Genomic DNA, 21,970 nt, shown 5'->3' on the forward strand with positions numbered 1-21,970 from the left:
TGACCTTTTTCAGTGCCCTTTAAGCAATGAGCGGAACCGTTGCTTTGTCTTAAAGCCTGCTATGAGTGGGTTTCTCATAGCAGGCGCGCAACGTGTGGAGCCATTGCACTTCCTCGAATCTGCAAAAAAGGACTTTTTCAGTGGCCTCGGCGCACGGCGTGTGGAGCCATTGCTCACTTGTTCGCTCTCTCAAATTACAAAAAAAAAAGAGTGAAGCACCTACTTCACCCTTCTTTGAACCTATTTTAAATTGCTACTTACAACTCAACCGACTCTCCAACAGCTAAAGCAAGGCCTTTTTTTCCTGATAAATTTTCAGCAAATTCAACTGGGTCTTGTTCAATCACAGGGAACGTATTGTAATGAATGGGTACGACACGCTTAGCTTGCAACCATTCTGATGCAACCGTGGCGTCCTCTGGACCCATTGTAAAGTTGTCACCAATTGGTAAAAATGCTATATCGATTGAATTTCGTTCACCAATTAATTTCAAATCACTAAATAAAGCGGTGTCTCCTGCGTGAAAGATTGTTTTTCCTTCAGCTGTAAATAATATCCCTGCTGGCATTCCTGTATATACAATTTTTTGTTCTTCTTCAACGGTAAATGATGACCCATGAAATGCCTGTGTCAGCTTCACTGTACCAAATTCAAACTGATGAGAGCCGCCAATATGCATTGGGTGGGTTTTGACACCTTGCCATCCCAGATAGGTAGCAAGCTCAAAAGGTGCAATAACAAGTGCAGCGTTTCTCTTCGCAAGCTCAATAGTATCTCCTACATGATCATTATGTCCGTGTGTTAAAAGGATGACATCCACTTTGAGCTCTTTTGCATCTAAATCTGTTAACTGATTTCCTGTAATAAACGGATCAATAATAATTCTCTTATTTTTCGTTTCAATTTGTACAACAGAATGTCCATGATAACTAACTTTCACTCTATATCGACTCCTTTTAAATAATCTTTTTCCCTATCACTTTATTAACCAACAGCTAATAGATTTCCTGCAACTATTTATGAATCTTTTCTTTCTCCACTTTGAAAAAGCATTTGCTTTTTCACTCCTGTTGTCTCTGTCACATATGAAGCTTCCAATACCGCTGTTGAATCAATTGATAGGACGATATCTTTTAATTTCGGATACATAAACCTATTTGTTATGCAATAGATAATTAATCTTTCATCCCCTGTGTAGCCACCTTGTCCATACAAATATGTGATGGATACATCGAGTTCTTCCAATAGTTTGTTGCCTATAACATGAGGCTTCTCTGAAATAATCATCACCGATTTGCCCTGGTTTAAACCATCTAAAACAAAATCAATCATTTTAGAAACGATATAAAAAACAGCAATACTAAACATCGCTTGCTCCAATGTAAATACAAAGGCAGCTGCTGTAAGGATAATCGCGTTGATAGCTAATAAAAATGTACTAATTGGAATATGAAAACGTCTATTCACCCAAATTGCAACCATTTCCGTTCCGTCTACTGCTCCTCCAGCTTTTACGACAAGTCCTATTCCTAAACCAAGCATCAAACCTCCATATAAGACAATTAATACCTCTGAAGATGTAATGGCTTGCATCGGAGCCAACCACCATAACGCCGCTGTCGTCACGGCATTAGCATATAAAGTCCGTACAACAAATTTTCTCCCCATAAAACGTCCAGAAAAAAGAAGAGTAGGGACATTCAAAGCTAGGTATACAGCCCAAATAGGCCATCCCAATTGAGAATTTGCCATGATCGCTATTGCCGTCACACCACCATCAACAAGGCCATTCGGTGCAAGAATCAGTTCCAAACCGGCCGCAACGATGATCGAGCCAATCGTTAAAATAAGGTAATTAAAAAATGTTTTCATTTGTTTCCCCTCTTCTTCTTGTCTATCTTATTTTAACATATGATGTTAAATTAAGAATAATCATAAAGCTTTGAAAGGAGTTCATTATGTTAGATCATCGGTTACAAACTTTGCAAACCTGGTTAAAAAATGAAGATGTTGCGTATGCATTTATACAAGGAAAAGCGAACTTATTCTACCTTACAGGATTTCGTTGTGAGCCTCATGAACGATTAGTTTCTTTATTTGTCTTTCAGAATGAGGAACCTATATTAATTTGTCCAAACATGGAAAAGGAGCTTGTGCGACAAACCGGCTGGAAATATCATATTATTGGCTATAGTGACCATGAAAATCCATGGGAGCTTATTTCACATTATCTTGCTTCATTAAAAATAGAAGGCTCTACTATTGCTATTGAAAAAAGCCTACTCTCTGTAGCGAGAGCGGAACAATTAAGAGAGCTTTCTAAAGGAGCAGGTTTCATCTGTTGTGAAACGAAATTAATGAATCTACGCCTAATTAAGAATGACGAAGAAATTGCTATTTTACGAGAGGCTGCAAAGTTAGCAGACTATGGTGTTGAAGTTGGCGTTCACGCTCTTTCTACTGGACGGACGGAAATGGACGTATTAGCGATGATTGAATATGAGTTAAAGAAAAAAGGAATTGCTGAAATGTCATTTGGGACACTTGTCCTTAGTGGAGAGCAGTCTGCCAATCCTCATGGTAAACCAAGTATGAAACACCTACAGGAAGGTGAGTTTGTTTTATTTGACTTGGGGGTTGTGTTAGAAGGGTATTGTTCGGACATCACGAGAACAGTTGCTTTCGGTCAAATAACGGAAGAGCAGCAAAATATCTACAATACCGTATTGCATGCACAAACAGAGACATTAAAGCTATGTCAAGTCGGTACTACCTTGGGGGATTTAGACCGTAAAGCTAGGTCAATTATTACAGAAGCTGGCTATGGCTCATATTTTCCACACCGAATTGGACATGGATTAGGGACAGAAGTCCACGAGCTCCCTTCTCTTAACGAAACAAATAATGATCAGTTACAAGTAGGAATGACTTTTACCATTGAGCCTGGAATCTATGTTCCGAAAACAGGTGGCGTAAGAATTGAAGATGATGTGTTAATTACGGCAGATGGCTATGAATGCTTAACACAATATCCGAAAGATCTACAAGTCATTAAATAAGACTTTACCGGGTGTATCAACAAGGATTGTTTTTGACCTTTTGATACACCCAAAAGCAATGTGCGAAATCGCTACATCTTTTAAAAGTCTTGAGAGGAGTGGGTTACACACTCACGGTGCGTAGCGAACGGAGCCATTGCCACCTCTGTTCCGGACTTTTGGGACAGTACCCTAAACTATTCATTTTTTATTCAGGTTTGTTGTCTTTCTTCCACTCATATGGTACTTTCGACCAATTATAAAACATCATAATCAAGACCATTATCACGCAAATACTAATATTCTGTAACCAGTTAACTTCCCTATGAAAGATGAATTGAACGATAGTTGCTGCTATCAAATAAAATAAGGGCATTCTAACATTAATCTTAAACATATCTGTCCCCTTTAGTTGATTAAACTATGTATTTAGTTCCCCATACAATATTGAACATAACGTGTTACTACCTGTTAATATATGAAAAGGTGTACGTTATGAGAACCAACTATTCCTTATTTTCCCACAAATAGGTCCCTAAAGATATTTAATAATTCTTTGAACGTTAGCCATCGTTTTTTCCCACCTCTTTTTATCTTTCTATTACTTTTGAAACCGTCATTCAACATTCCTGCTTTAGTGACTGAAGATCACTTTTAGGGCTAGATGGGTATCTTATAATTAAAAACCTGCACCCCATTGTTAGATCACAACGGAGTGCAGGTTTCTCTTTTTTTCATTAAACGAATCCACCAAACGGCCTTTTATTAATTAGCAAATGCGTGGTTTCCTATTACCTTTACAACTTCACGTGTAAAAATCCAATCGCTTGTTGCTGTCTCAGGGTTATAGAAGAAAACAATGTCGTCTTCAATTCCTTGATAGGCTAATGCTTCTTCCACAGCATCATACGCATCCTGGTCAGCTGGTTCATAAATGGAGTTATTAAGCACAGGTTCAAATGCATTCGTTTCATAAACAACTTCCTCAATTGTATCAGGAAACTCTTCATGTTCCACACGATTGAGCACGACCTCTGCAACTGCCACTTTACCAACATATGGCTCTCCTTTTGCTTCAGCGTGAACGAGTTGAGCAAGTAAATCTTTTTCTTTATCAGAGATTGTTAGCGCATCATCTCTGTTTTCTTTTAAGGTCATAAATAGATTAGGCTCGTCCTCAAAACATGCGTTTTTTATATTCTCTTCAAATTGGTTAAAACCATATTTTACGCACAACAATTCCAAAACGTCACCTGGTTGACTAGACATATTTGCTTCGGCGTTTACTTTATTTGCAGTATAGGAACCGATTACTACGATTACTGTCATGAGAAAGACAAATATAATTTTCATGGTTACCCTCCTGTTTTTGTAATGATACAGGCTCATTTATCAAGGCTAACAGCTTTTCGTAGGAATCTCATTAGTAGATGATTGGTAAGCTTACCAATTTGTTTTGAGGTTTAGCAAATCCCCTGGAATCTTCGGCTTTTTATGGAAAAAAAGACCAAATCAACACGATTTTGGTCTTAAAAACATTATATTTTATGATCTTCCTTCTCTATGACTTCATGCTTTCTCTTTAAAATTGCTACGCTTCCCAAACCCATGTGAACAACTTACTATCTTGATTCATATAGCGTATATCCAGGCGTTCAATGTCCGGATGAGATGAATTTTTTAGGCGTTTTACTAAATCGTCTACATCAGCATGTTCATCCAGCTTTAATTCTTGGACGATCTCTTCCACTTTCTCTTTTGCCTCTGCGCCCTTTACTACCCGCTCTCCCTGCTCATATTCATAATGATTCGGACTATCATATTCCCATTCATATATCACATCATTTTCAACGACGGTAACCCTAAGAGAAAAAGCTGTCATCAGCTCCGTCCCCGCCGCCTGAACCGGCAAACACAACCCCAACACAACAACAATAACAAAAGGCACAACATACCATTTCATCTTAAACATCACCTCATTATTAAAGTGTGTTAAATTATGGAATGTTATACAAGAGACCAAGCAAAAAAAGACGCTCTTGCTTTTTTTGCTTGGTCTCTTGGCAATGCGCGGAGCCGCTGCCTGCTTTTAAGCCAAAAGGAGCGATCTTCTCCTTTTGGCGCGCAGCGTGTGTAGCCATTGCTCTTCTTCGATTTCCCCCAAAGAGGTGCCCTTCCCCTTTTTGTTAGATCTCTTAGCAATGCGCGGAGCCGCTGCCTGCTTTTAAGCCAAAAGGAGCGATCTTCTCCTTTTGGCGCGCAGCGTGTGGAGCCATTGCTCTTCTTCGATTTCCCCCAAAGGCGCCCTTCCCCTTTTTGTTAGGTCTCTTCGCAATGCGCGAAGCCACTGCCTGCTTTTAAGCCAAAAGGAGCGATCTTCTCCTTTTGGCGCGCAGCGTGTGGAGCCATTGCGGAGTGAGATTGTTAAATAGGAACATACATAGTTTTATCGAGAGTGTATACAAAATATAATATACTAATATTTGATACAGAATTTGTTTGGAGGGATTATTTTGAAAGAAGAAAAAAGTTTAAGGGTTTGTGAAAAGGGACATAAGTATTACAAAAGTAGTGAGTGCCCAAGTTGCCCTACCTGTGATAAAGAGAATAAGCCTAAAAGCGGTTTCCTTTCGAAACTCAGTTCACCTGCAAGAAATGCATTGGTTCACGAAGGGATTGACACTTTGCAAGAACTATCAAAGCACACTGAAAAAGAAATATTAAAAATTCATGGAATTGGACCAGCTTCCTTACCTATTATGAGAACTTCATTAGAAGAAGAAGGGTTATCATTTAAAGAATAAATAATCTTCAATATGTGACGTACTTCACTGAATTAAACGGGTGCGTTCCTTTAACAAGCGGGATTCTTTTTCTTTATAAAATAAAAAAAAACTAATGTTAACCTGATGGAGCAAAAAGTTGAATAAGCTAATTCCCTTCATAAAGCTGATAAAGAGCCTAACAGACTGGAAAAAAACATAGGAAAGAGTCTTCATAAAGCCGATGAAGACCCTAACAGACAGAAAAGCTTTGGATAAGTACTTCATAAAAATCAATATGAATTATTCTTGTTGGAGATAACAGCCTCTTCAAGTAACGGATAGCTATAATTGAATAAGTCTATAAAAAAAACGCTTAGAGTTTGGTGGTTATCCCCGAAAGTTAGATTTTTTCACTCTAACTTTCGGGGGCAGTACCTTTTTTTGACTACTCTGAGCGTCTTTCAATGCTAATTACAATTGATAATTTTACTAGTTATTTCAGTTTCTAAATCTATTGTCATTTTAACCTTCAAAACGAACCCGTTACCTTGCTTTTGCTATATCATCGATATCGATGGATAACATCGACTCCGCCCGTTACTTCAAGAACCGTTCCTGTAACCATATCAGCATTTTCATCACAAAGAAATAGAATAGACCTAGCAATATCTTCCCCTGTTCCCGATCGTCCAATCGGTGTATCACTATCCGGTTGTTGCCTTGCTTCTTCGATCGTCGCTTCTTTCATGCTCCCTAAAATGTTACCAGGGCACACCATATTCGCCGTAATGCCGTATTCAGCTTCTTCAATCGATACAGTCTTCATTAACGAAACTAGGCCGACTTTTGCGGCTGCGTAAGCTGAGCGATAGATCCAGCCAGGGGCACTATTCGCTCCTTGAAATCCGTATGTAACAATCCGTCCAAAATTCTGATTTCTCATAATAGGGACCACTCTTCGTAGTAAATGATAGACAGCACTTAAGTTCCCTTCGATCATCTCATACCACTCAGACTCTTCGTAATCAATAAGCTTCTTCCGCTCAAACACATACGGGCCAGCATTATTAATTAAAATGTCAATCCTTTTAAATCGATCCATAGCTAGATCAACAGCATGTTGTATATCTTCTTTTTTTGTCACATCAGCTTGAACAAATTGTAGATGATCTGCATATTCCTTCCATTTCTCTTCTAATGATCTTACAACGTCTTGATCACTTCGAAAGGTTACCGTCACAGAATACCCTTCAGCAAGTAAAGACTCAGTCACTTGAACACCTAATCCCTTCGTTCCAGCCGTAATGAAGGCATGACGCATGTCTACTCCTCCTCACCCATATCTTCTATAAGTAAATGATACTATGTTTTAAACGGATAGTAAAAAAAGAGACTGTTCCATAGCTGCTATACAATAACCACCATTGAAAAGGGGTTATTGTATAGACTATGAATACAGTCTCTTTTCCATGATTACGGCAGCCTAATACTTTGTCTTATCGTATTGGTGCTGCATCTCGTCTTGATGACGCTGTTCATGCGTCCCTTGACTATAAGAATCCATTACTTGCTGATGAACAGACATTTCTCCTTCTGCGTCATAAACATGGTTTGATAATTTGTGTTCTTTCATGTCGATGTCCCCCTTCTAAGTATTCTATCGCTTACTTAGTATGGAACAGACCCACTAGTTTTATGTTCACAAATTATCGATTAGCTTAAAACTTTAAACATTTTTCTGCTTTCTCTAAAGCAAGCTTCACTTGGTCAAAACCAGTTCCCCCTGCACTATTTCGGCGTGCCACAACTGTTTTTGGATGAAGAACATCAAAGATATCCTCTTCAAATAAGCTGCTTGCTTCTTTGTAATCGGAGAAAGGAAGATCTAGTAAGAACACGCCTTTTTGAATGGCAACAAGAACTAGTTTGCCAACTACTTCATGCGCTTCTCTAAAAGGCATTCCCTTTGTTGCTAGATAATCAGCAAGCTCTGTTGCATTTGAGAAATCTTGATGAACAGCTTTTTCCATTGTATCTGTATTCACTGTCATCGTTTCAATCATGCCAGCAAAGATATTAAGTGATCCTTTGACTGTTTCAACTGTGTCAAACATACCTTCTTTATCTTCTTGCATATCTTTGTTATAAGCTAACGGTAATCCTTTTAATGTTGTTAATAATGAGAAAAGATTTCCATAGACCCGTCCTGTTTTTCCGCGGATTAGCTCAGCCATATCTGGGTTCTTCTTCTGCGGCATAATACTGCTACCTGTTGCAAATGAGTCATCCATCTCAATAAACTGGAATTCCTGTGTTGACCAAAGAATTAATTCCTCACAAAGACGAGACAAGTGCATCATTAAGACAGAAGAGGCACTTAAAAACTCAACAATAAAATCTCGATCGCTAACCGCATCAAGGCTATTATGATATATATCATCAAAGCCTAATAGCTCGGCAGAATATGCACGGTCAATCGGAAACGTCGTACCAGCTAATGCACCTGCTCCAAGCGGGGAGATGTTTAACCGTTTCATACTATCTTCATAACGACCATAATCGCGCTCAAGCATCCAAAAATAAGCTAGAAGATGATGAGCAAAAGAAACAGGTTGAGCACGCTGAAGATGTGTGTAGCCTGGTATCAATGTTTCTACATGCTTCGTTGCTTGATTATACAAAGCTTCTTGTAGCTTCTTAACAGCTCCCATGATTTCTTTCGTATTGTTTCGTAAATAAAGATGCATATCCGTTGCAACTTGATCATTCCTACTGCGCCCTGTATGCAATTTCCCACCAACAGGACCAATCTCATCAATAAGCATTTTCTCAAGGTTTAAATGAATATCCTCTTCAGAAACAGAAAATTCAAGTTCCCCGTTTTTCGCTTTTTCACGTAAGATGTTCAGCCCTGCTTTAATTTGTTCAACTTCTTCTGATGGTAGAATCCCACATTTTCCAAGCATTGTCACATGGGCAAGACTTCCTTCAATATCTTCATCTACTAATGCCTGATCGAAGCCGATCGATGCACCGAATGCATCGACCCACTCCTCAGCTGTTTTTGTAAAACGTCCACCCCAAAGCTTAGCCACTACTGAGTGACCTCCTTCTTCTCTTTGTTCACCATGCTATTCACTTTTGTTGATAAGCCCCATAATGAAATGAAACCAACTGCTGCACTATGATCAAACTCATCATCTGTTGAATACGTAGCAAGTTTTTCATTGTATAAAGAGTTCGGTGATTTACGACCTTCCACGATCGCATGACCTTTAAATAATTTCACACGTACAACACCTGTTACTGTTTTTTGCGTTTCTTCTAAAAATGCTTGCAATGCTTTTGTGATTGGTGAGAACCAAAGACCATCGTAGATCACTTCAGATAATTTCTTAGAGATAACTGGTTTAAAGTGTGCTACTTCTTTCGTTAACGTTATATCTTCAAGCTCTTTGTGCGCTTTAATTAATGTCATCGCTCCTGGGCACTCATACACTTCACGAGACTTAATTCCAACAAGACGGTTCTCCACATGGTCAATACGTCCAACACCATGCTTACCAGCTACTTGGTTTAATTGAAGAATTAACTGGTCTAGTTGATATGATTTGCCGTTTAATGTAACAGGTACACCTTGTTCAAATCCAATCTCAATAATCTCAGCTTGGTCTGGAGTATTTTCAATAGCATTTGTTAACTCATACGCTCCTTCTGGTGGCGTCGCCCATGGATCCTCTAGAATTCCACACTCATTTGCACGTCCCCATAAGTTTTGGTCAACTGAGTAAGGATTATCCAAGTCAATTGGAATTGGAATATTATTTTCTTTTGCATAAGCAATTTCCTCATCACGTGACCAACCCCACTCACGAACAGGAGCAAGAACTTTTAAGTTAGGATTTAACGCTTGAATAGAAACTTCAAAACGAACTTGATCGTTTCCTTTTCCTGTACAACCATGCGCAACAGCTGAAGCACCTGTTTTCTCAGCAATTTCTACAAGCTTTTTAGAAATAAGCGGACGAGAAAGAGCCGATACTAGTGGGTACTTTTCTTCATACATTGTATGAGCTTGTAATGTTGGTAAAACAAAGTCCTCAGCAAATTCTTTTTTTGCATCAATTGAATAAGACTCAATCGCACCTACATTTAATGCTTTTTGTTTAACAAAGTCTAAATCTTTTCCTTCACCTACATCTAATCCTACTGCAATAACGTCATAACCTTTATCTGCTAACCATTTGATTGCTACTGATGTATCTAACCCACCTGAATATGCTAAAACTACTTTCTCTTTGCTCATTTCTCAAAACCTCCAATGAATATTAATACTTAAAATATTATTTTTATACATCCTTATTCAAAAAAATGAGTGCTCTACTTGCTTGCACTACTTTGCATAAAACCAAACACAATTCTTATTAATATTCATAACTTTAACAGGGGTGATTGGTTTTGGCAAGTATATTTTTTGCTTTTTTTTTTGATTTTGTTTCCAATTTTCGTCTTCCTCTTTTAAAATTGAAGTTGAGGTGATTTACATGAGTGTAATATTCAATTATGATTCACGACTTCGTCTATCCTTGCCAGTATTCCAAGGATCTTGGACTGAACTAGATAGAGACAGCCAAGAAAAGGTCCTAACAAGGTGGGAAACGATCCGAGGGACCATTCCTGATCGGGTTAAAGAAATTGAACAGCAAATAGAGCTAGTTCATAATCAATTAGCTTTAGAAGAAGATTTTGAACGTTCGTGTGAATTAAACTTGGAAATGGCTGAACTCGCTTCAATTATTAATGACTTGTGGATTTGGTTCCGCACCACACCCTCGCTTACATCAATAGCTGCCTAGTAACATCATAGTAAAACCATCACAGATGTTGCCTGTTTTCTCAAAAAAATTCATAAACCTCAAAAAGAGCTGTCTGAAAAAACTTTCGTCTCAGACAGCTCTTTTTTTACATTTCTTCTATTAATCGACGCTTTTGATAAAAATGTTGTCCAACATCAATGACTTGCTGGGAGAAGCGATAGTTCATGCCCGCTCCTACTGCCATTCCAACTAAAGGAACACCTTGAATAAGTTTCTTTTTTAACATAGTAATTACAAAGCTTTTCACAAGTTGTTTTGTTAATTGTTCAAAAATGGCGTCTTGCATAATGGCATCATCTCCACTATAAAAGACATGATCTCGTTCTTGATTTTCCACTTCATTCAACAACTTGTCCCATTCATTTGCTTGATAGGATTTTGGAATCGTCGCAACATAAAATAGCTTTAACATGTTCATTAATTCGACAGGACGTCTCACATCATATCCATACACTAAAGCAAGATGCTGCAGGGACCGTAACTGGATAATTGCTAAAGCAGGTAAATCTGAAAGCAGGAGGAAGGCACCTCCCATTCCAGTTAACCCGCCTTGACCTAACGCAAGCAATCTTTGTTTTGCCATTAACTGATCAGCTAAATAGTCTAATTGCTCTAATGGAAGGCTTTGTAAGTCATCAATCGTTGAAATCGTAGGATCGAATGTACGTGCATGAGAGATGACTCTGCGTTTTGTTTCTTCATAGGACCTAGAGTGGTGTAGCCAAGCTTGCAAGTGCAATAAACATGTATCCATAGCCGTAAGCCATCTCTCTTTAGTCTTCTCACTTAGCTGATCAAAAACTTGCTCCGTCCACCTACTATACGTCGTTTTTAAATCTGTAGCTTCATACGAAAAGAAAGTCTCTTCCCATTCGCTTATTTCGTCTAATCGAATTTGTAATTGGTCTGTTTTTTTCATTGTTTTTATCCCTCTTTATTACCATGATCGTTCATATTCGTATACAATTTTCTTTTTAACATTGGAGAATACACCCATTGTTCATTTGCTTTCTCTTGTACCATCTCAAAAGCTTGTAGCTTTGCATTCATTTGCTTAATATGCTGAAAAAAGATTGCTTCCGCTGTTTTCGGAGACGCGGTGCTTCCAAACCCTTGACTTACTTCTCCGTATTGACTGGCTATACAATGCTTTAAAGCTAATAATTCGTTGTTCTCCCTAGAGATTCCTGCTTCCCTTGCTGCATCTTGGACAAGTTCAAGACTTAACGTAATATGCCCTAAAAACTCTCCTGCCGTTGAATAATCTGGTGCGACCGCATCTGTAAAAACCTCTGTTTTCCCTAAATCATGAATGAGACACGTTGCGACCACAACACTTTTGTTAATTTTTGGATAAAGGGGTAAAAGCTGCAGGGCTGACTGTGTGACATGAACGATATGATCAAGCAATCCAGCATAATATGTATGATGATAGTTTTTGGATGCTGGAATCGTTGTTAAACGTTCTCGTAACACTTTTCGGCTAAATAATTGTTTAATGATCTGACGCATTATCTCCGATTCAACTTCTTCCATCATTAACCTGAGCTCATGCCAAAGAGCTTCTCTGTGAACTCCCTTTTTGGAAATTAATTCTGAAACATTGATTTGATCTGCTTCTGTAGCAAGACGAATTCTTTGAATCGTCAAATGTAACTTTTCACGAAAATTAACGACAGTGCCCTCTACTTTTACAATTGCTTTTCTTTGCAGTTGATCTATTTGATCTGCAGTAATATCCCATAGCCTTGCCGGAATAACTTCTAAATTTCTCTCAAGCTTAAAGTTCGCATAATCGCTACCATTTGACGCTTGTTTTATTTCTCTCTCTTTAATCAGAAAAAAAGTTGTAATCGTTTCTCCTTCTTGCAACTGTAACAATTGCAATCCCCCCTAACGCTGCTTTCTATATCCTATGCGCCATAGAAAGATTTCAGTCTAATGATAGCGTTGTTACATCGTAAAAGCAAAACTGTATTAAGTAAAAAACCGAGGGGCACTGAAAAAGTCCTTTTTAGTAGATTCGAGGAAGCAGCAATGGCTCCACACGTTGCGCGACTGCTATGAGAAACCCATTCATAACAGGCTTTTAGACAGAGCAACGGTTCCGCTCATTGCTTAAAGACCATTGAAAAAGGTCAAACCATACCTTTTTCAATGGCCTGTAAAAAAACCCTCCTAGGTCGGAGGGTTTTTGAGTAATTAATCTATTACCTTGATAAACGAACTGTATCTCGTGCAATCATTACTTCTTCATTTGTTGGGATAATGATTACTTTTACTGGAGAATGAGGGTAGTTAATAAAAGCTTCTTTCCCACGAACTTTGTTTAAAGCCGGATCCCAATAAACACCCATGAACTCTAAACCTTTTAATACACGCTCACGAATGACATCACTATTTTCACCAATACCAGCCGTGAAGATAATTGCATCTACACCGCTCATACGAGCCGCATAAGAGCCAATATATTTGTGAATACGTGAAGTAAATACTTCAAGAGCTAATTCAGCACGTTCGTTACCACTCTCCGCTTCTCCTTCAATGTCACGTAAATCACTCGAGAAACCAGAAACACCTAGAAGTCCACTACGTTTGTTTAACGTATCTAAAACACCATTAGCGTCTTGGCCTGTTTTTTCCATAATATATGGAATTAACGCAGGATCAATATTCCCTGAACGTGTTCCCATTGTTACACCTGCAAGAGGAGTAAAGCCCATTGACGTGTCAATTGATTTTCCACCTTCAATGGCTGCGATACTTGCTCCATTTCCTAAGTGACAGGATAGCAAGCGTAATTGCTCAATAGGACGACCTAGCAGTTCTGCTGCACGCTCTGATACATATTTGTGTGATGTACCATGGAAACCATATTTACGAATGCCATATTTCTCATAATATTCATACGGCAAACTATACAAGAAAGAAGATTCAGGCATCGATTGATGAAATGCTGTGTCAAATACAGCTACAGCTGGTACATTGGGTAACACTTCTTTAAACGCTTTAATTCCAACTACGTTAGCAGGGTTATGTAAAGGGGCTAGCTCAGAAACTTCCTCAATTCCTGCCAACACTTCATCCGTTATTAAAACAGAATCATTGAACTTCTCTCCACCATGTACAACACGGTGACCAATCCCTTCGATTTCATCAAGAGATTGAATAATTCCAAGGCCTGTTAGCTTGTCTAATAACGTTTTTACAGCTACAGCGTGATTAGGTATATCCAATGTTTCTGTATTCTTCTCTCCATTAACTTCAATGGTAAATACACCATCTTCTAGACCAATACGTTCTACTAAACCTTTTGTAACAACTGTTTCTTCAGGCATATTTAAAAGTTGAAATTTCAATGATGAACTACCTGCATTTATTGCAATAATTTTTGCCATTCGCTTTGACCGCTCCTTTTTTTCCTCTTAACTTCTTTTATCCTCTTCCATTTAAGCACCAGCGATTCATCATTTCAAGTTTATTCGCCTTTTTTCTACTTTTTTCGCCTATATTCTTTATTTTCAGAAATGAAATCGTTTTTTTAAAAGGCTGTTTTCGCATACATTGTTGTTTTTGGTACGTGTTCTCCTCATGTTCGTTCCATTGCGCTCCAGCCACTCGCACCCGCAAGGAGGTGTCGAGCCTCCTCGGCGCATGCCTGCGGGGTCTCGCCCCTACCTCTTCATGAGGCCACTGAAAAAGGTACGGTTTTGACCTTTTTCAGTGGCCTTTAAGCAATGAGCGGAACCGTTGCTTTGTCTTAAAGCTTGCTATGAGTGGGTTTCTCATAGCAGGCGCGCAACGTGTGGAGCCATTGCTGCTTCCTCGAATCCGCTAAAAAGGACTTTTTCAGTGACCTCCCTCTTCATCCCGCAGGAGTCGAGTGACTTCCGCTCCATTTCACTACGAGAAAAACGTTTCTTCACAGCATCACTCGTTACGAAAACAGCCTTTTTAACACAGTATTTTTTAAAACCAAAAAAGAGTGTACCTTTAGCTTAAGGTCCACACTCTTTTCATTTTATATGCTTAACTCTTCCTGAAACCACTTATTAATTTGCTTCATCATATCAGCAAGTGAATCTTTTTTGTTGAAAGAAGGAAGTTCTGCTAGAAGAGCCTGCTTCGGCTGTCTAGTTTGTTCTCCTTTCTTTTGAAGCATAAAGATACTTTTTCCAAATTGGTCAGATTGAAACATACTCTTTGGCAACTGCAGCAATCCTAAAATGTTCGCCTTACCTTTCACATATTCATGCAACTGCTTTGCTTGTTCACTCTGAAAAAGAAAATTAGGAACAAGAAAGAACAGAAACCCACCAGCTTTTGTCTTGTTGATGGCTTGCTCAATCATTAAATGATGAATAAATGAGTGACCTTCTTCTGCTTTAAGTACATAGTCTTGAGCTATTTGATCTTTTGGATAATAACCTACAGGCAAATCTGTTACGACTAAATCTACTTCCTGAAATGCAATCGGCTCAATACTGTCTTGATGAAACAACTGAAGCTCATGCTTCTGTAAATTAGCGCTAACAAATGCTAGCTTTAACAACGTCTCATCTACCTCAAAAGCACCAGCTGAAAGGCTTTTATTGGATTGATTTAAAATAGCATTCACCAAATTCCCTGAACCTGCAGCTAAATCTAGGAGCACGGCAGGTTCTTCACTCTTATTAAGCACTTTATTAACAAGATAGCTTAAAAATAAACATACAGCATCAGGCGTCATAGAGTGGTGAGGCTGAACTGCTCCTTTCATCCCTTTTAATACTGCTAGTTGATAGGCTTTTCTTACATCCTCTTTTGAAACACTTTCTAGGTCCATACTGCTCAATTTATCAAGAAGCCACTTTTTTTGTTCTGGATTAACACTTTGACATACTTCTCCTCTAAAAAGATTTTCTCCAGCTTCTGCGAGCCCTTCTAAATATGTCACTTCCCCATTCGTTTCTAAATATAATGCTACATCATCTAAATATGTATATAACTCTTCCATTTTCGTACTATTCAAGACCTTCTCCCCTTTTAACACTCAACTTCATCCCACTATTTTAGCAAAAGCGTGTTATTAATACTACTTATGATTTTAGTACTAATCCATTTTAAACAGATAGCTACTCTTTCATACAGAAAGTTAGTTCTAAGTAGAAAGAAAATAGAAAAGGCCCACCCTATAGCTAGTCGGGCAGACCCTCTAAATATTATTATTTTGCAGATTTACAAGCTTCAATTGCCGCTTCATAATCAGGGTGGTTCGTTGCTTCTGAAACGTACTCAGCATACGTGACAACATCATTAGAATCGATGACAAACACCGCACGAGCTAGCAGACGCAACTCTTTAATTGCAACCCCAAATGCTTCTCCAAATGAAAGATCACGATGGTCGGAAACCGTTTGAACATTCTCAATCCCTGCAGCTGCACACCAGCGCTTTTGAGCAAATGGTAAGTCAACGCTTACTGTTAACACTTGTGTATTTTCAAGCCCTGCCGCTTCCTCGTTAAAGCGACGTGTTTGTTGATCACACACTCCCGTATCAATTGACGGAACGACACTGATTAAGCGTACCTTACCCTTTGAATCATCTAAAGTAACTTCTGATAAGTCATTCGCTAGAACTGTAAAATTGGGTGCTTTTTCTCCAACCTTTACTTCAGTACCTAATAGTGTAACCGGATTATTCTTAAACGTAATTTCAGCCATTGTTACCCCTCCTAATGATTATGTACAAGTTTATCTTACATGAGGCTAGGAAAATATGCCAGTTATATGCATAAAACTTCTAAAAAGAAAAGAATGGGGTTATCCCCATTCTTAAAGTGGTGGTTGATTAGGATCCGTTGTAGTTGTTGTACTTGAAAAAGTAGTAGTAGAACCATTGTTAGAACCACTATTGCCATTATTACCAACCATTTGCTGGATTTTTTCAACAACTTGTGGAGCAAAGTCAAGTAACTTCTCATACAAATGAGTGTTGCTATCTAAGTGTACCATCTTAACACCTTCACTGTTTACAACTAAGAAGGCAATCGGTGTAATGGATACCCCACCACCACTACCTCCACCAAAAGGATGCTTATGTTCTTCTTTTGGGCCACGTTCTTCGATAACAAATTCACTACCACCGGCCGCAAAACCAAAGCCCACTTTAGAAACTGGCATAATGACACTGCCATCAGGAGTCTCAACTGGGTCACCAACTATTGTGTTTACATCGACCATTTCTTTTAAATTTTCCATAGCCGTCTTCATTAAGCCTTGAATTGGATGGTCTGTCATGTTCGTTTCCTCCTTCATAAATTACATATTTTTTTCAACCGAATTTGTTTTAGACATTTTCGGTCTTCGTCTCCAATGCTTGAGTAACATTAGACCTGCAACGATAGCATGTCCGATTCTGAAAGAAAACATGCATGAAAGGTACGTGTGAGATACCATCGCTTGAAAATGTGGATCTATTGTTAGCTTTGGCATGAACTTCATTCTCATATAGTTACCAACTAATCCAATAATATTCCCTTTTACTCCCCAAATTGCTCCAGCAAGTTGAGCTGTGTGAGCCGCGTCACCAACCCCAATATCTGTGTGCCATGTAAAAGAATTTACTCTAACTTTTTTTAAAAATTTTCTTACGATCTTATGCAGGCCGACTACGTGGTCTAAAAAATCCTTTAACCACCGAAAATAATGTTGCAGCAATTCTGGTGTGACAGGAAGTGCTTTTTTTGATTCTATACCCGCAATTTTTTGTTCTTCTTCCACAATCAAAGAAGCGGAATCATCATCAATTTTTATTACAGGTGCCGAAAATGTATAAATTCTCATCCCCCAAAACGTGACTTTGGCATCAAGTAAGTCATCATCTTGATTATGTTGATAATCTATATATATTTTCACCTTAGAAAAAATAATGATGGTAAACAAGATTATTATTGCTGAAATAATTATCGTCCAAACCATACAATACCCCTTTTACAAATTTCAGTTGTACCTAGTTTCTCCTTTTTTATACAGAATAAACCTGCCAGTTTTGGCAGGTTTATTCAAAATTACATATGAGACTGTTCTTCGCGTTCATGTATAACGCATGTATCTGCAATCACGTCATGAAGGCCTTGTTTTTTTGTTGTAAAAGCAACCATAACATAAATGGCATAAAGTAGAAAGAAAGATTGATGTATAAAGCGTCCAACGCCTTCTCTGAAAATAATTTGTGTCCAACTTAATTCATCATTCTTTAACGAGATCACGCGGAGCCCCATAATCATCTTCCCAATGGTTTGACCGTAAATTTTTGTCATAATCGCAAAATACAAGAAAAATATGACAGCTGATAAAACTGTCTCAAGGTTAAAAGGACCAAGTGATAACAACCCATTTACATTCGTTAGCCGCAGCAGCGGGTATACAAGTAATCCATTTAATGAGAATACCGTTATCATATCTAAAAGAAATGCCCAAAGACGCATCCAAAACCCGGCAAAATATAGGGAGGTTTCCGCTTTCTCCCCATCTTTATTAATTTCAGGAGGAGAATGAATGTCTTGTACCTTTCGATTTCGTAAACGACTGTTTACGATACGTTTTCGTTTTGGCGGAAGTGCTCTTGCAACTAATTGACTCATGTTCTCCCCTCCTTAATCTGTATAGATATATTGTAAACTTGGTGAACGATGTGTAGCTAAGATTCGTTCAAGTGTTGCTAACTCTCCCGTATTATTGCCGAATAATTGCTTCAACGACAAAGAAAGAAAGCCTGGAAAACCAATATGTGGCTCATATTTAATTACATCAAAATTTCCAACATGGTCTTGCATCATAGCAATCGTATCATCTAAAGTTCCAAGCTCGTCAACTAAATCAAGCTCCAAAGCTTGATTTCCGCTATAAATTCGTCCGTCCCCAATTGTACGAACTTCAGACTCAGTCATGTTTCTTCCCTCAGCAATGACTCGAACAAATTCATCATACGATTCATCAATTAAAGATTGAAGGATTGCTCTATCTTCTTCCGTCATTTCTCTTGTCGCAGACATGATATCCTTGTATGGACCACTTTTAATTGTATTCACTTTCACTCCATAATTTTCAGCTAGTTCTGTTACGTTAATTGATTCCATGATTACACCAATTGATCCGGTTATCGTTTGTGGGCTGGCTACAATTTTATCAGCTGGTGCAGCTATGTAATATCCTCCAGAGGCTGCCATACTTCCCATTGAAACATAAATTGGCTTATCATAAGTTGTTTGTGCTTCAACGATTTTCTCGTGTATTTCAGCACTTTCCACAACGCCGCCGCCTGGGGTATTTACCCGAATAATAATCCCTTCAACATTTGGATCTTTACCCGCTTGTTCAATTTGCGACAAGAACATTTGATGTCTGTAGCCAGTTGGTGCAAATAAACCTCCATCCCCTACATCTTGTATGACCCCAGTAACTTCTAATACAACAATTTGACCTCCAAACTCTTCCCCTGTCTCAACAATCTGTTCAGTCCAATCATGATGTCGCATGGAATCCATCAATGAACTCGTATTAGAAAAAATCATCGATGTCGCTGCATTTACCACGAGCGAAACCACCAATAGCATAGCAACAGCAATTAACGCTAACCAACGTTTACGACTCATTCCCTCACTCCTCTAATTTCACTTTTTCGTTTCTTTTTCCCAATCAATGGATATGATAACATAAAATTGATAAAAGGACATTTCAGAGAGGATGAGAATTGTGTCATCTAGAACCAACCTGTATTTATCCTATAAGCGTACAAATGAAATGGAAGAAATCGTACACCAGTTACGTACTCTTGCTGAGAGGAACGAATTTAACATCGTTACTAATGTTGAAGAGGCAAATATTATTGCAAGCATAGGCGGCGATAATGCTTTTTTGCAAGCAACTCGAAAGACTGGCTTTCAGCAAGATTGTCTATATGTAGGTGTTAGCACGGATTCGTTAGGATTTTATACGGATTTTTCTATTCAAGACATGGAACAAATGATTCAAGCTATGAAAAACGCTGAGGTGGAAGTACGACGTTATCCGATTCTTGAAGTGACAGTAGATAACGAGAAACCATTTTTTTGCTTGAACGAATGCTCAATTCGTTCAAATGTTATCAAAACATTTGTCATTGATGTACTCATTGACGATTTGCATTTTGAAACATTCCGAGGGGATGGAATGATCGTATCCACACCAACCGGAAGTACGGCTTATAACATGTCTGTTAATGGCGCTGTAGTTGATCCGACCCTTCCTTCTTTACAAGTTAGTGAAATCGCTTCTTTAAATAACAACCAATATCGTACACTTGGTACATCCTTTCTCCTTGGACAAAACAGGTCATTAACATTAAAAGTCGTACAAGATGGAAATGACCACCCAATTATTGGAGTAGATAATGAAGCCCTTAGTATTCGTCATGCCAAACAATTAAAACTCCGTCTTGCTGAACAATCAATTAAGGTATTAAAATTAAAAAACAACTCTTTTTGGGAAAAAGTTCAACGAAACTTTCTAAGCAAACCAAAATAAGTATACAAATTAAGCCTGTCCGCTCGTAATATTCTCGGACAGGCCATTTATTATTTTTCATACATAATTGTATTATCTACAACAGTCATCACCACGTTTGTAGTTAAAATTTCATCAGGGGTAACTGTGAATAAGTTCTGGTCAAGTATCGTGAAATCCGCTACATAGCCTTTTGCTATTTTTCCTCGTTCATTTTCCTTTTCAATGGCATAAGCACTTCCCGTTGTGAAAAGTTGCACTGCTTCAAAAGGGGTAAGTTTTTGCTCTGGTAAGTACCCTTCATGATTCTCTCCTATTCGGGTTCTCGTTATGGCCGCATGAATTCCAAGAAGTGGATTAACAGGCTCAATTGGGGCATCTGAACCACCAGCGCAGTGTAACCCATTTTCAAGTAACGTTTTCCACGCAAACGAATGTTTAATTCGTTCCTCTCCTAATCGTTCCATCACCCAAGGGAAATCCGAAGCAACAAATCTTGGTTGCAGGTCAAGAATCACCGACAACTTCTTCATTCGTTCAATTAGCGTATCATCGACTACTTGAACATGGATCAATCGATCTCTCCCTTCTGTCACTGGATATTTCTCTAGAGCTGTTAGAGCCATATCAAGAGCACCATCTCCAATCGTATGAATGGCCACAGGCCGATTCTTGTTTCGTGCCTCTCTTACAAGTTTTTGTAAACTTTCTTCCGTATGTATGGCTACACCTGATGTTGATGGGTCATCAGTGTAGGGACTACGTAAATAAGCCGTTCTCCCACCAAGCGCACCATCGGAGAATATTTTCACTGCACCTAGTTCAATAAAAGGCGTGATTGACCCTTTATCATAATTTTCATTTTCCATTTCATCGATTGCTTCATGGTGAACAAGGAGATGAGCACGAAACTTCGTTTGTTTACCGTCTATGACATTCATAAATTGATCAAACGTTTGTTTAAATCCTCCATAGTAATGAAGATCCTCTGTATGACCACCAACTAATCCTACTCGTAATAAATCGTTAACTGCCACTCGAAGAGCGCGATTTACATATTCATCTGTGACTTTTGGAATTTTTTCTTTCACTAAATCCGCTGCTGTATCAAGAAGAAACCCAGTTGGCTCTCCATGGTCATCACGAACAATGACTCCCCCCGTTGGGTCTTTTGTTTCCTTTGTTATTCCTGCCATCTCTAAAGCCTTTGTGTTTACAAGCGCAGCATGTCGACACACTCTTGTTAGAAACATTGGTTTATTGGGTGATATTTCATCTAGTTCTAAACGATGAAATATTTTCCTATCCGGAAAGTTATTTTCATTCCAACCTTCCCCGAAAATCCATTGATCACCGCTTGATTGGTTATACTTTCTCTCTAGTAAAGACCTCATTTCTTCGGCTTGGCTTACTTCAGATAAATCAAGCCGAATCAGCTTTTCACCGTGACCAATAATATGTAAGTGACTATCAACAAATCCAGGATAAACAAAGGCTCCAGACAAATCATGCCTTCTCTCAATTACATCTGCATACCGTTTTTCCAAATGTTCTTTGTTACCTAAATCATATATTCGCCCATCTTGAACATAAAGAGCTGAAACCGTTTCGCCTTCTTCTGTCATCGTAAAAAACGTTCCGTTGTACCAAAGCGTTCCCATGATCCCTTTCCTCCTCGACAACTATGTAAAAATGTAACACGTTCATTCTTTATATAATATTATGTCACTTTAAGATAATTTTCTCAAAAACAAAGAGAAGG

At 38.5% G+C, this 21,970-nt stretch carries 23 protein-coding genes; 4 read left to right on the forward strand and 19 right to left on the reverse strand.

Annotated features, from left to right (window positions below):
• Positions 1–257: 257 nt before the first annotated feature.
• Both MF646_RS11725 and MF646_RS11730 read right to left on the reverse strand, forming a co-directional pair.
• Positions 258–941, reverse strand: coding sequence for a metal-dependent hydrolase (locus tag MF646_RS11725; protein WP_250096689.1), 684 nt, complete (start codon positions 939–941; stop codon positions 258–260).
• 77 nt (positions 942–1,018) lie between these two features.
• Positions 1,019–1,873: a YitT family protein gene (locus tag MF646_RS11730; RefSeq protein ID WP_250096690.1), complete on the reverse strand. Its 855-nt coding sequence runs from the start codon at positions 1,871–1,873 to the stop codon at positions 1,019–1,021.
• An 86-nt stretch (positions 1,874–1,959) separates the two neighbouring features.
• Here MF646_RS11730 and MF646_RS11735 point away from each other — a divergent pair, with 86 nt between their 5' ends.
• Positions 1,960–3,060, forward strand: a complete 1,101-nt coding sequence (locus MF646_RS11735) for a M24 family metallopeptidase (protein WP_250096691.1) — start codon at positions 1,960–1,962, stop codon at positions 3,058–3,060.
• 744 nt (positions 3,061–3,804) lie between these two features.
• Here the strand turns inward: MF646_RS11735 and MF646_RS11740 are convergent.
• Positions 3,805–4,392 (reverse strand): cell wall hydrolase, encoded by a 588-nt coding sequence (locus tag MF646_RS11740; protein WP_250096692.1) that lies wholly within the window; start codon positions 4,390–4,392, stop codon positions 3,805–3,807.
• A gap of 238 nt (positions 4,393–4,630) precedes the next feature.
• On the reverse strand, positions 4,631–5,002 hold the full coding sequence (locus tag MF646_RS11745) for a hypothetical protein (protein WP_250096693.1): 372 nt from the start codon (positions 5,000–5,002) through the stop codon (positions 4,631–4,633).
• Between the two features lie 550 nt (positions 5,003–5,552).
• Between MF646_RS11745 and MF646_RS11750 the strand changes: the two genes are divergently transcribed.
• Positions 5,553–5,843: an RNA polymerase alpha subunit C-terminal domain-containing protein gene (locus MF646_RS11750; protein ID WP_250096694.1), complete on the forward strand. Its 291-nt coding sequence runs from the start codon at positions 5,553–5,555 to the stop codon at positions 5,841–5,843.
• Between the two features lie 523 nt (positions 5,844–6,366).
• On the opposite strand, the gene MF646_RS11755 is transcribed toward MF646_RS11750, so the two are convergent.
• From MF646_RS11755 to MF646_RS11770, 4 genes are all read right to left on the reverse strand, one after another.
• On the reverse strand, positions 6,367–7,125 hold the full coding sequence (locus tag MF646_RS11755; protein ID WP_250096695.1) for an SDR family oxidoreductase: 759 nt from the start codon (positions 7,123–7,125) through the stop codon (positions 6,367–6,369).
• A gap of 162 nt (positions 7,126–7,287) precedes the next feature.
• Positions 7,288–7,437, reverse strand: coding sequence for a hypothetical protein (locus MF646_RS11760; protein ID WP_161784691.1), 150 nt, complete (start codon positions 7,435–7,437; stop codon positions 7,288–7,290).
• Positions 7,438–7,522: 85 nt separating this feature from the next.
• Positions 7,523–8,899 carry an argininosuccinate lyase gene (gene argH, locus MF646_RS11765; RefSeq protein ID WP_250096696.1) on the reverse strand — a complete coding sequence of 459 codons (1,377 nt, stop codon included), beginning with the start codon at positions 8,897–8,899 and terminating at the stop codon, positions 7,523–7,525.
• Positions 8,899–10,110: an argininosuccinate synthase gene (locus MF646_RS11770; RefSeq protein ID WP_250096697.1), complete on the reverse strand. Its 1,212-nt coding sequence runs from the start codon at positions 10,108–10,110 to the stop codon at positions 8,899–8,901. Before MF646_RS11770 ends, argH begins: the two co-directional genes overlap by 1 nt.
• A gap of 238 nt (positions 10,111–10,348) precedes the next feature.
• On the opposite strand from MF646_RS11770, the gene MF646_RS11775 reads away from it, so the two are divergent.
• Positions 10,349–10,660, forward strand: a complete 312-nt coding sequence (locus MF646_RS11775; RefSeq protein ID WP_250096698.1) for a hypothetical protein — start codon at positions 10,349–10,351, stop codon at positions 10,658–10,660.
• A 106-nt stretch (positions 10,661–10,766) separates the two neighbouring features.
• Here the strand turns inward: MF646_RS11775 and MF646_RS11780 are convergent, their stop codons facing one another.
• From MF646_RS11780 to sppA, 10 genes are all read right to left on the reverse strand, one after another.
• Positions 10,767–11,600, reverse strand: a complete 834-nt coding sequence (locus MF646_RS11780) for an EcsC family protein (RefSeq protein WP_250096699.1) — start codon at positions 11,598–11,600, stop codon at positions 10,767–10,769.
• A gap of 5 nt (positions 11,601–11,605) precedes the next feature.
• On the reverse strand, positions 11,606–12,562 hold the full coding sequence (locus tag MF646_RS11785) for a 3'-5' exoribonuclease YhaM family protein (RefSeq protein ID WP_250096700.1): 957 nt from the start codon (positions 12,560–12,562) through the stop codon (positions 11,606–11,608).
• A gap of 329 nt (positions 12,563–12,891) precedes the next feature.
• Entirely contained in the window at positions 12,892–14,079 is a 1,188-nt protein-coding gene (locus tag MF646_RS11790) for an acetate kinase (RefSeq protein WP_250096701.1), read from the reverse strand.
• A gap of 37 nt (positions 14,080–14,116) precedes the next feature.
• Positions 14,117–14,311 carry a hypothetical protein gene (locus tag MF646_RS11795; RefSeq protein WP_250096702.1) on the reverse strand — a complete coding sequence of 65 codons (195 nt, stop codon included), beginning with the start codon at positions 14,309–14,311 and terminating at the stop codon, positions 14,117–14,119.
• Positions 14,312–14,702: 391 nt separating this feature from the next.
• Positions 14,703–15,692, reverse strand: a complete 990-nt coding sequence (locus MF646_RS11800; protein WP_250096703.1) for a class I SAM-dependent methyltransferase — start codon at positions 15,690–15,692, stop codon at positions 14,703–14,705.
• A gap of 193 nt (positions 15,693–15,885) precedes the next feature.
• Positions 15,886–16,386 carry a thiol peroxidase gene (gene tpx / locus MF646_RS11805; protein WP_250096704.1) on the reverse strand — a complete coding sequence of 167 codons (501 nt, stop codon included), beginning with the start codon at positions 16,384–16,386 and terminating at the stop codon, positions 15,886–15,888.
• Positions 16,387–16,497: 111 nt separating this feature from the next.
• On the reverse strand, positions 16,498–16,962 hold the full coding sequence (ytfJ, locus tag MF646_RS11810) for a GerW family sporulation protein (RefSeq protein WP_250096705.1): 465 nt from the start codon (positions 16,960–16,962) through the stop codon (positions 16,498–16,500).
• Positions 16,963–16,983: 21 nt separating this feature from the next.
• Entirely contained in the window at positions 16,984–17,643 is a 660-nt protein-coding gene (locus MF646_RS11815; RefSeq protein ID WP_250096706.1) for a DUF2953 domain-containing protein, read from the reverse strand.
• Positions 17,644–17,732: 89 nt separating this feature from the next.
• Positions 17,733–18,308 carry an RDD family protein gene (locus MF646_RS11820; RefSeq protein WP_250096707.1) on the reverse strand — a complete coding sequence of 192 codons (576 nt, stop codon included), beginning with the start codon at positions 18,306–18,308 and terminating at the stop codon, positions 17,733–17,735.
• 12 nt (positions 18,309–18,320) lie between these two features.
• Positions 18,321–19,319, reverse strand: a complete 999-nt coding sequence (gene sppA / locus MF646_RS11825) for a signal peptide peptidase SppA (protein WP_250096708.1) — start codon at positions 19,317–19,319, stop codon at positions 18,321–18,323.
• A gap of 100 nt (positions 19,320–19,419) precedes the next feature.
• Between sppA and MF646_RS11830 the strand changes: the two genes are divergently transcribed.
• Complete coding sequence (locus tag MF646_RS11830; protein ID WP_338035494.1) at positions 19,420–20,229, forward strand: NAD kinase; 810 nt, start codon at positions 19,420–19,422, stop codon at positions 20,227–20,229.
• Between the two features lie 50 nt (positions 20,230–20,279).
• Here the strand turns inward: MF646_RS11830 and MF646_RS11835 are convergent, their stop codons facing one another.
• On the reverse strand, positions 20,280–21,869 hold the full coding sequence (locus MF646_RS11835; RefSeq protein ID WP_250096709.1) for an amidohydrolase: 1,590 nt from the start codon (positions 21,867–21,869) through the stop codon (positions 20,280–20,282).
• Between the last annotated feature and the right edge of the window lie 101 nt (positions 21,870–21,970).

The sequence above is a fragment of the Halalkalibacter alkaliphilus genome, assembly GCF_023555415.1.
GTDB classification, from domain to species: domain Bacteria; phylum Bacillota; class Bacilli; order Bacillales; family Bacillaceae_D; genus Halalkalibacter; species Halalkalibacter alkaliphilus.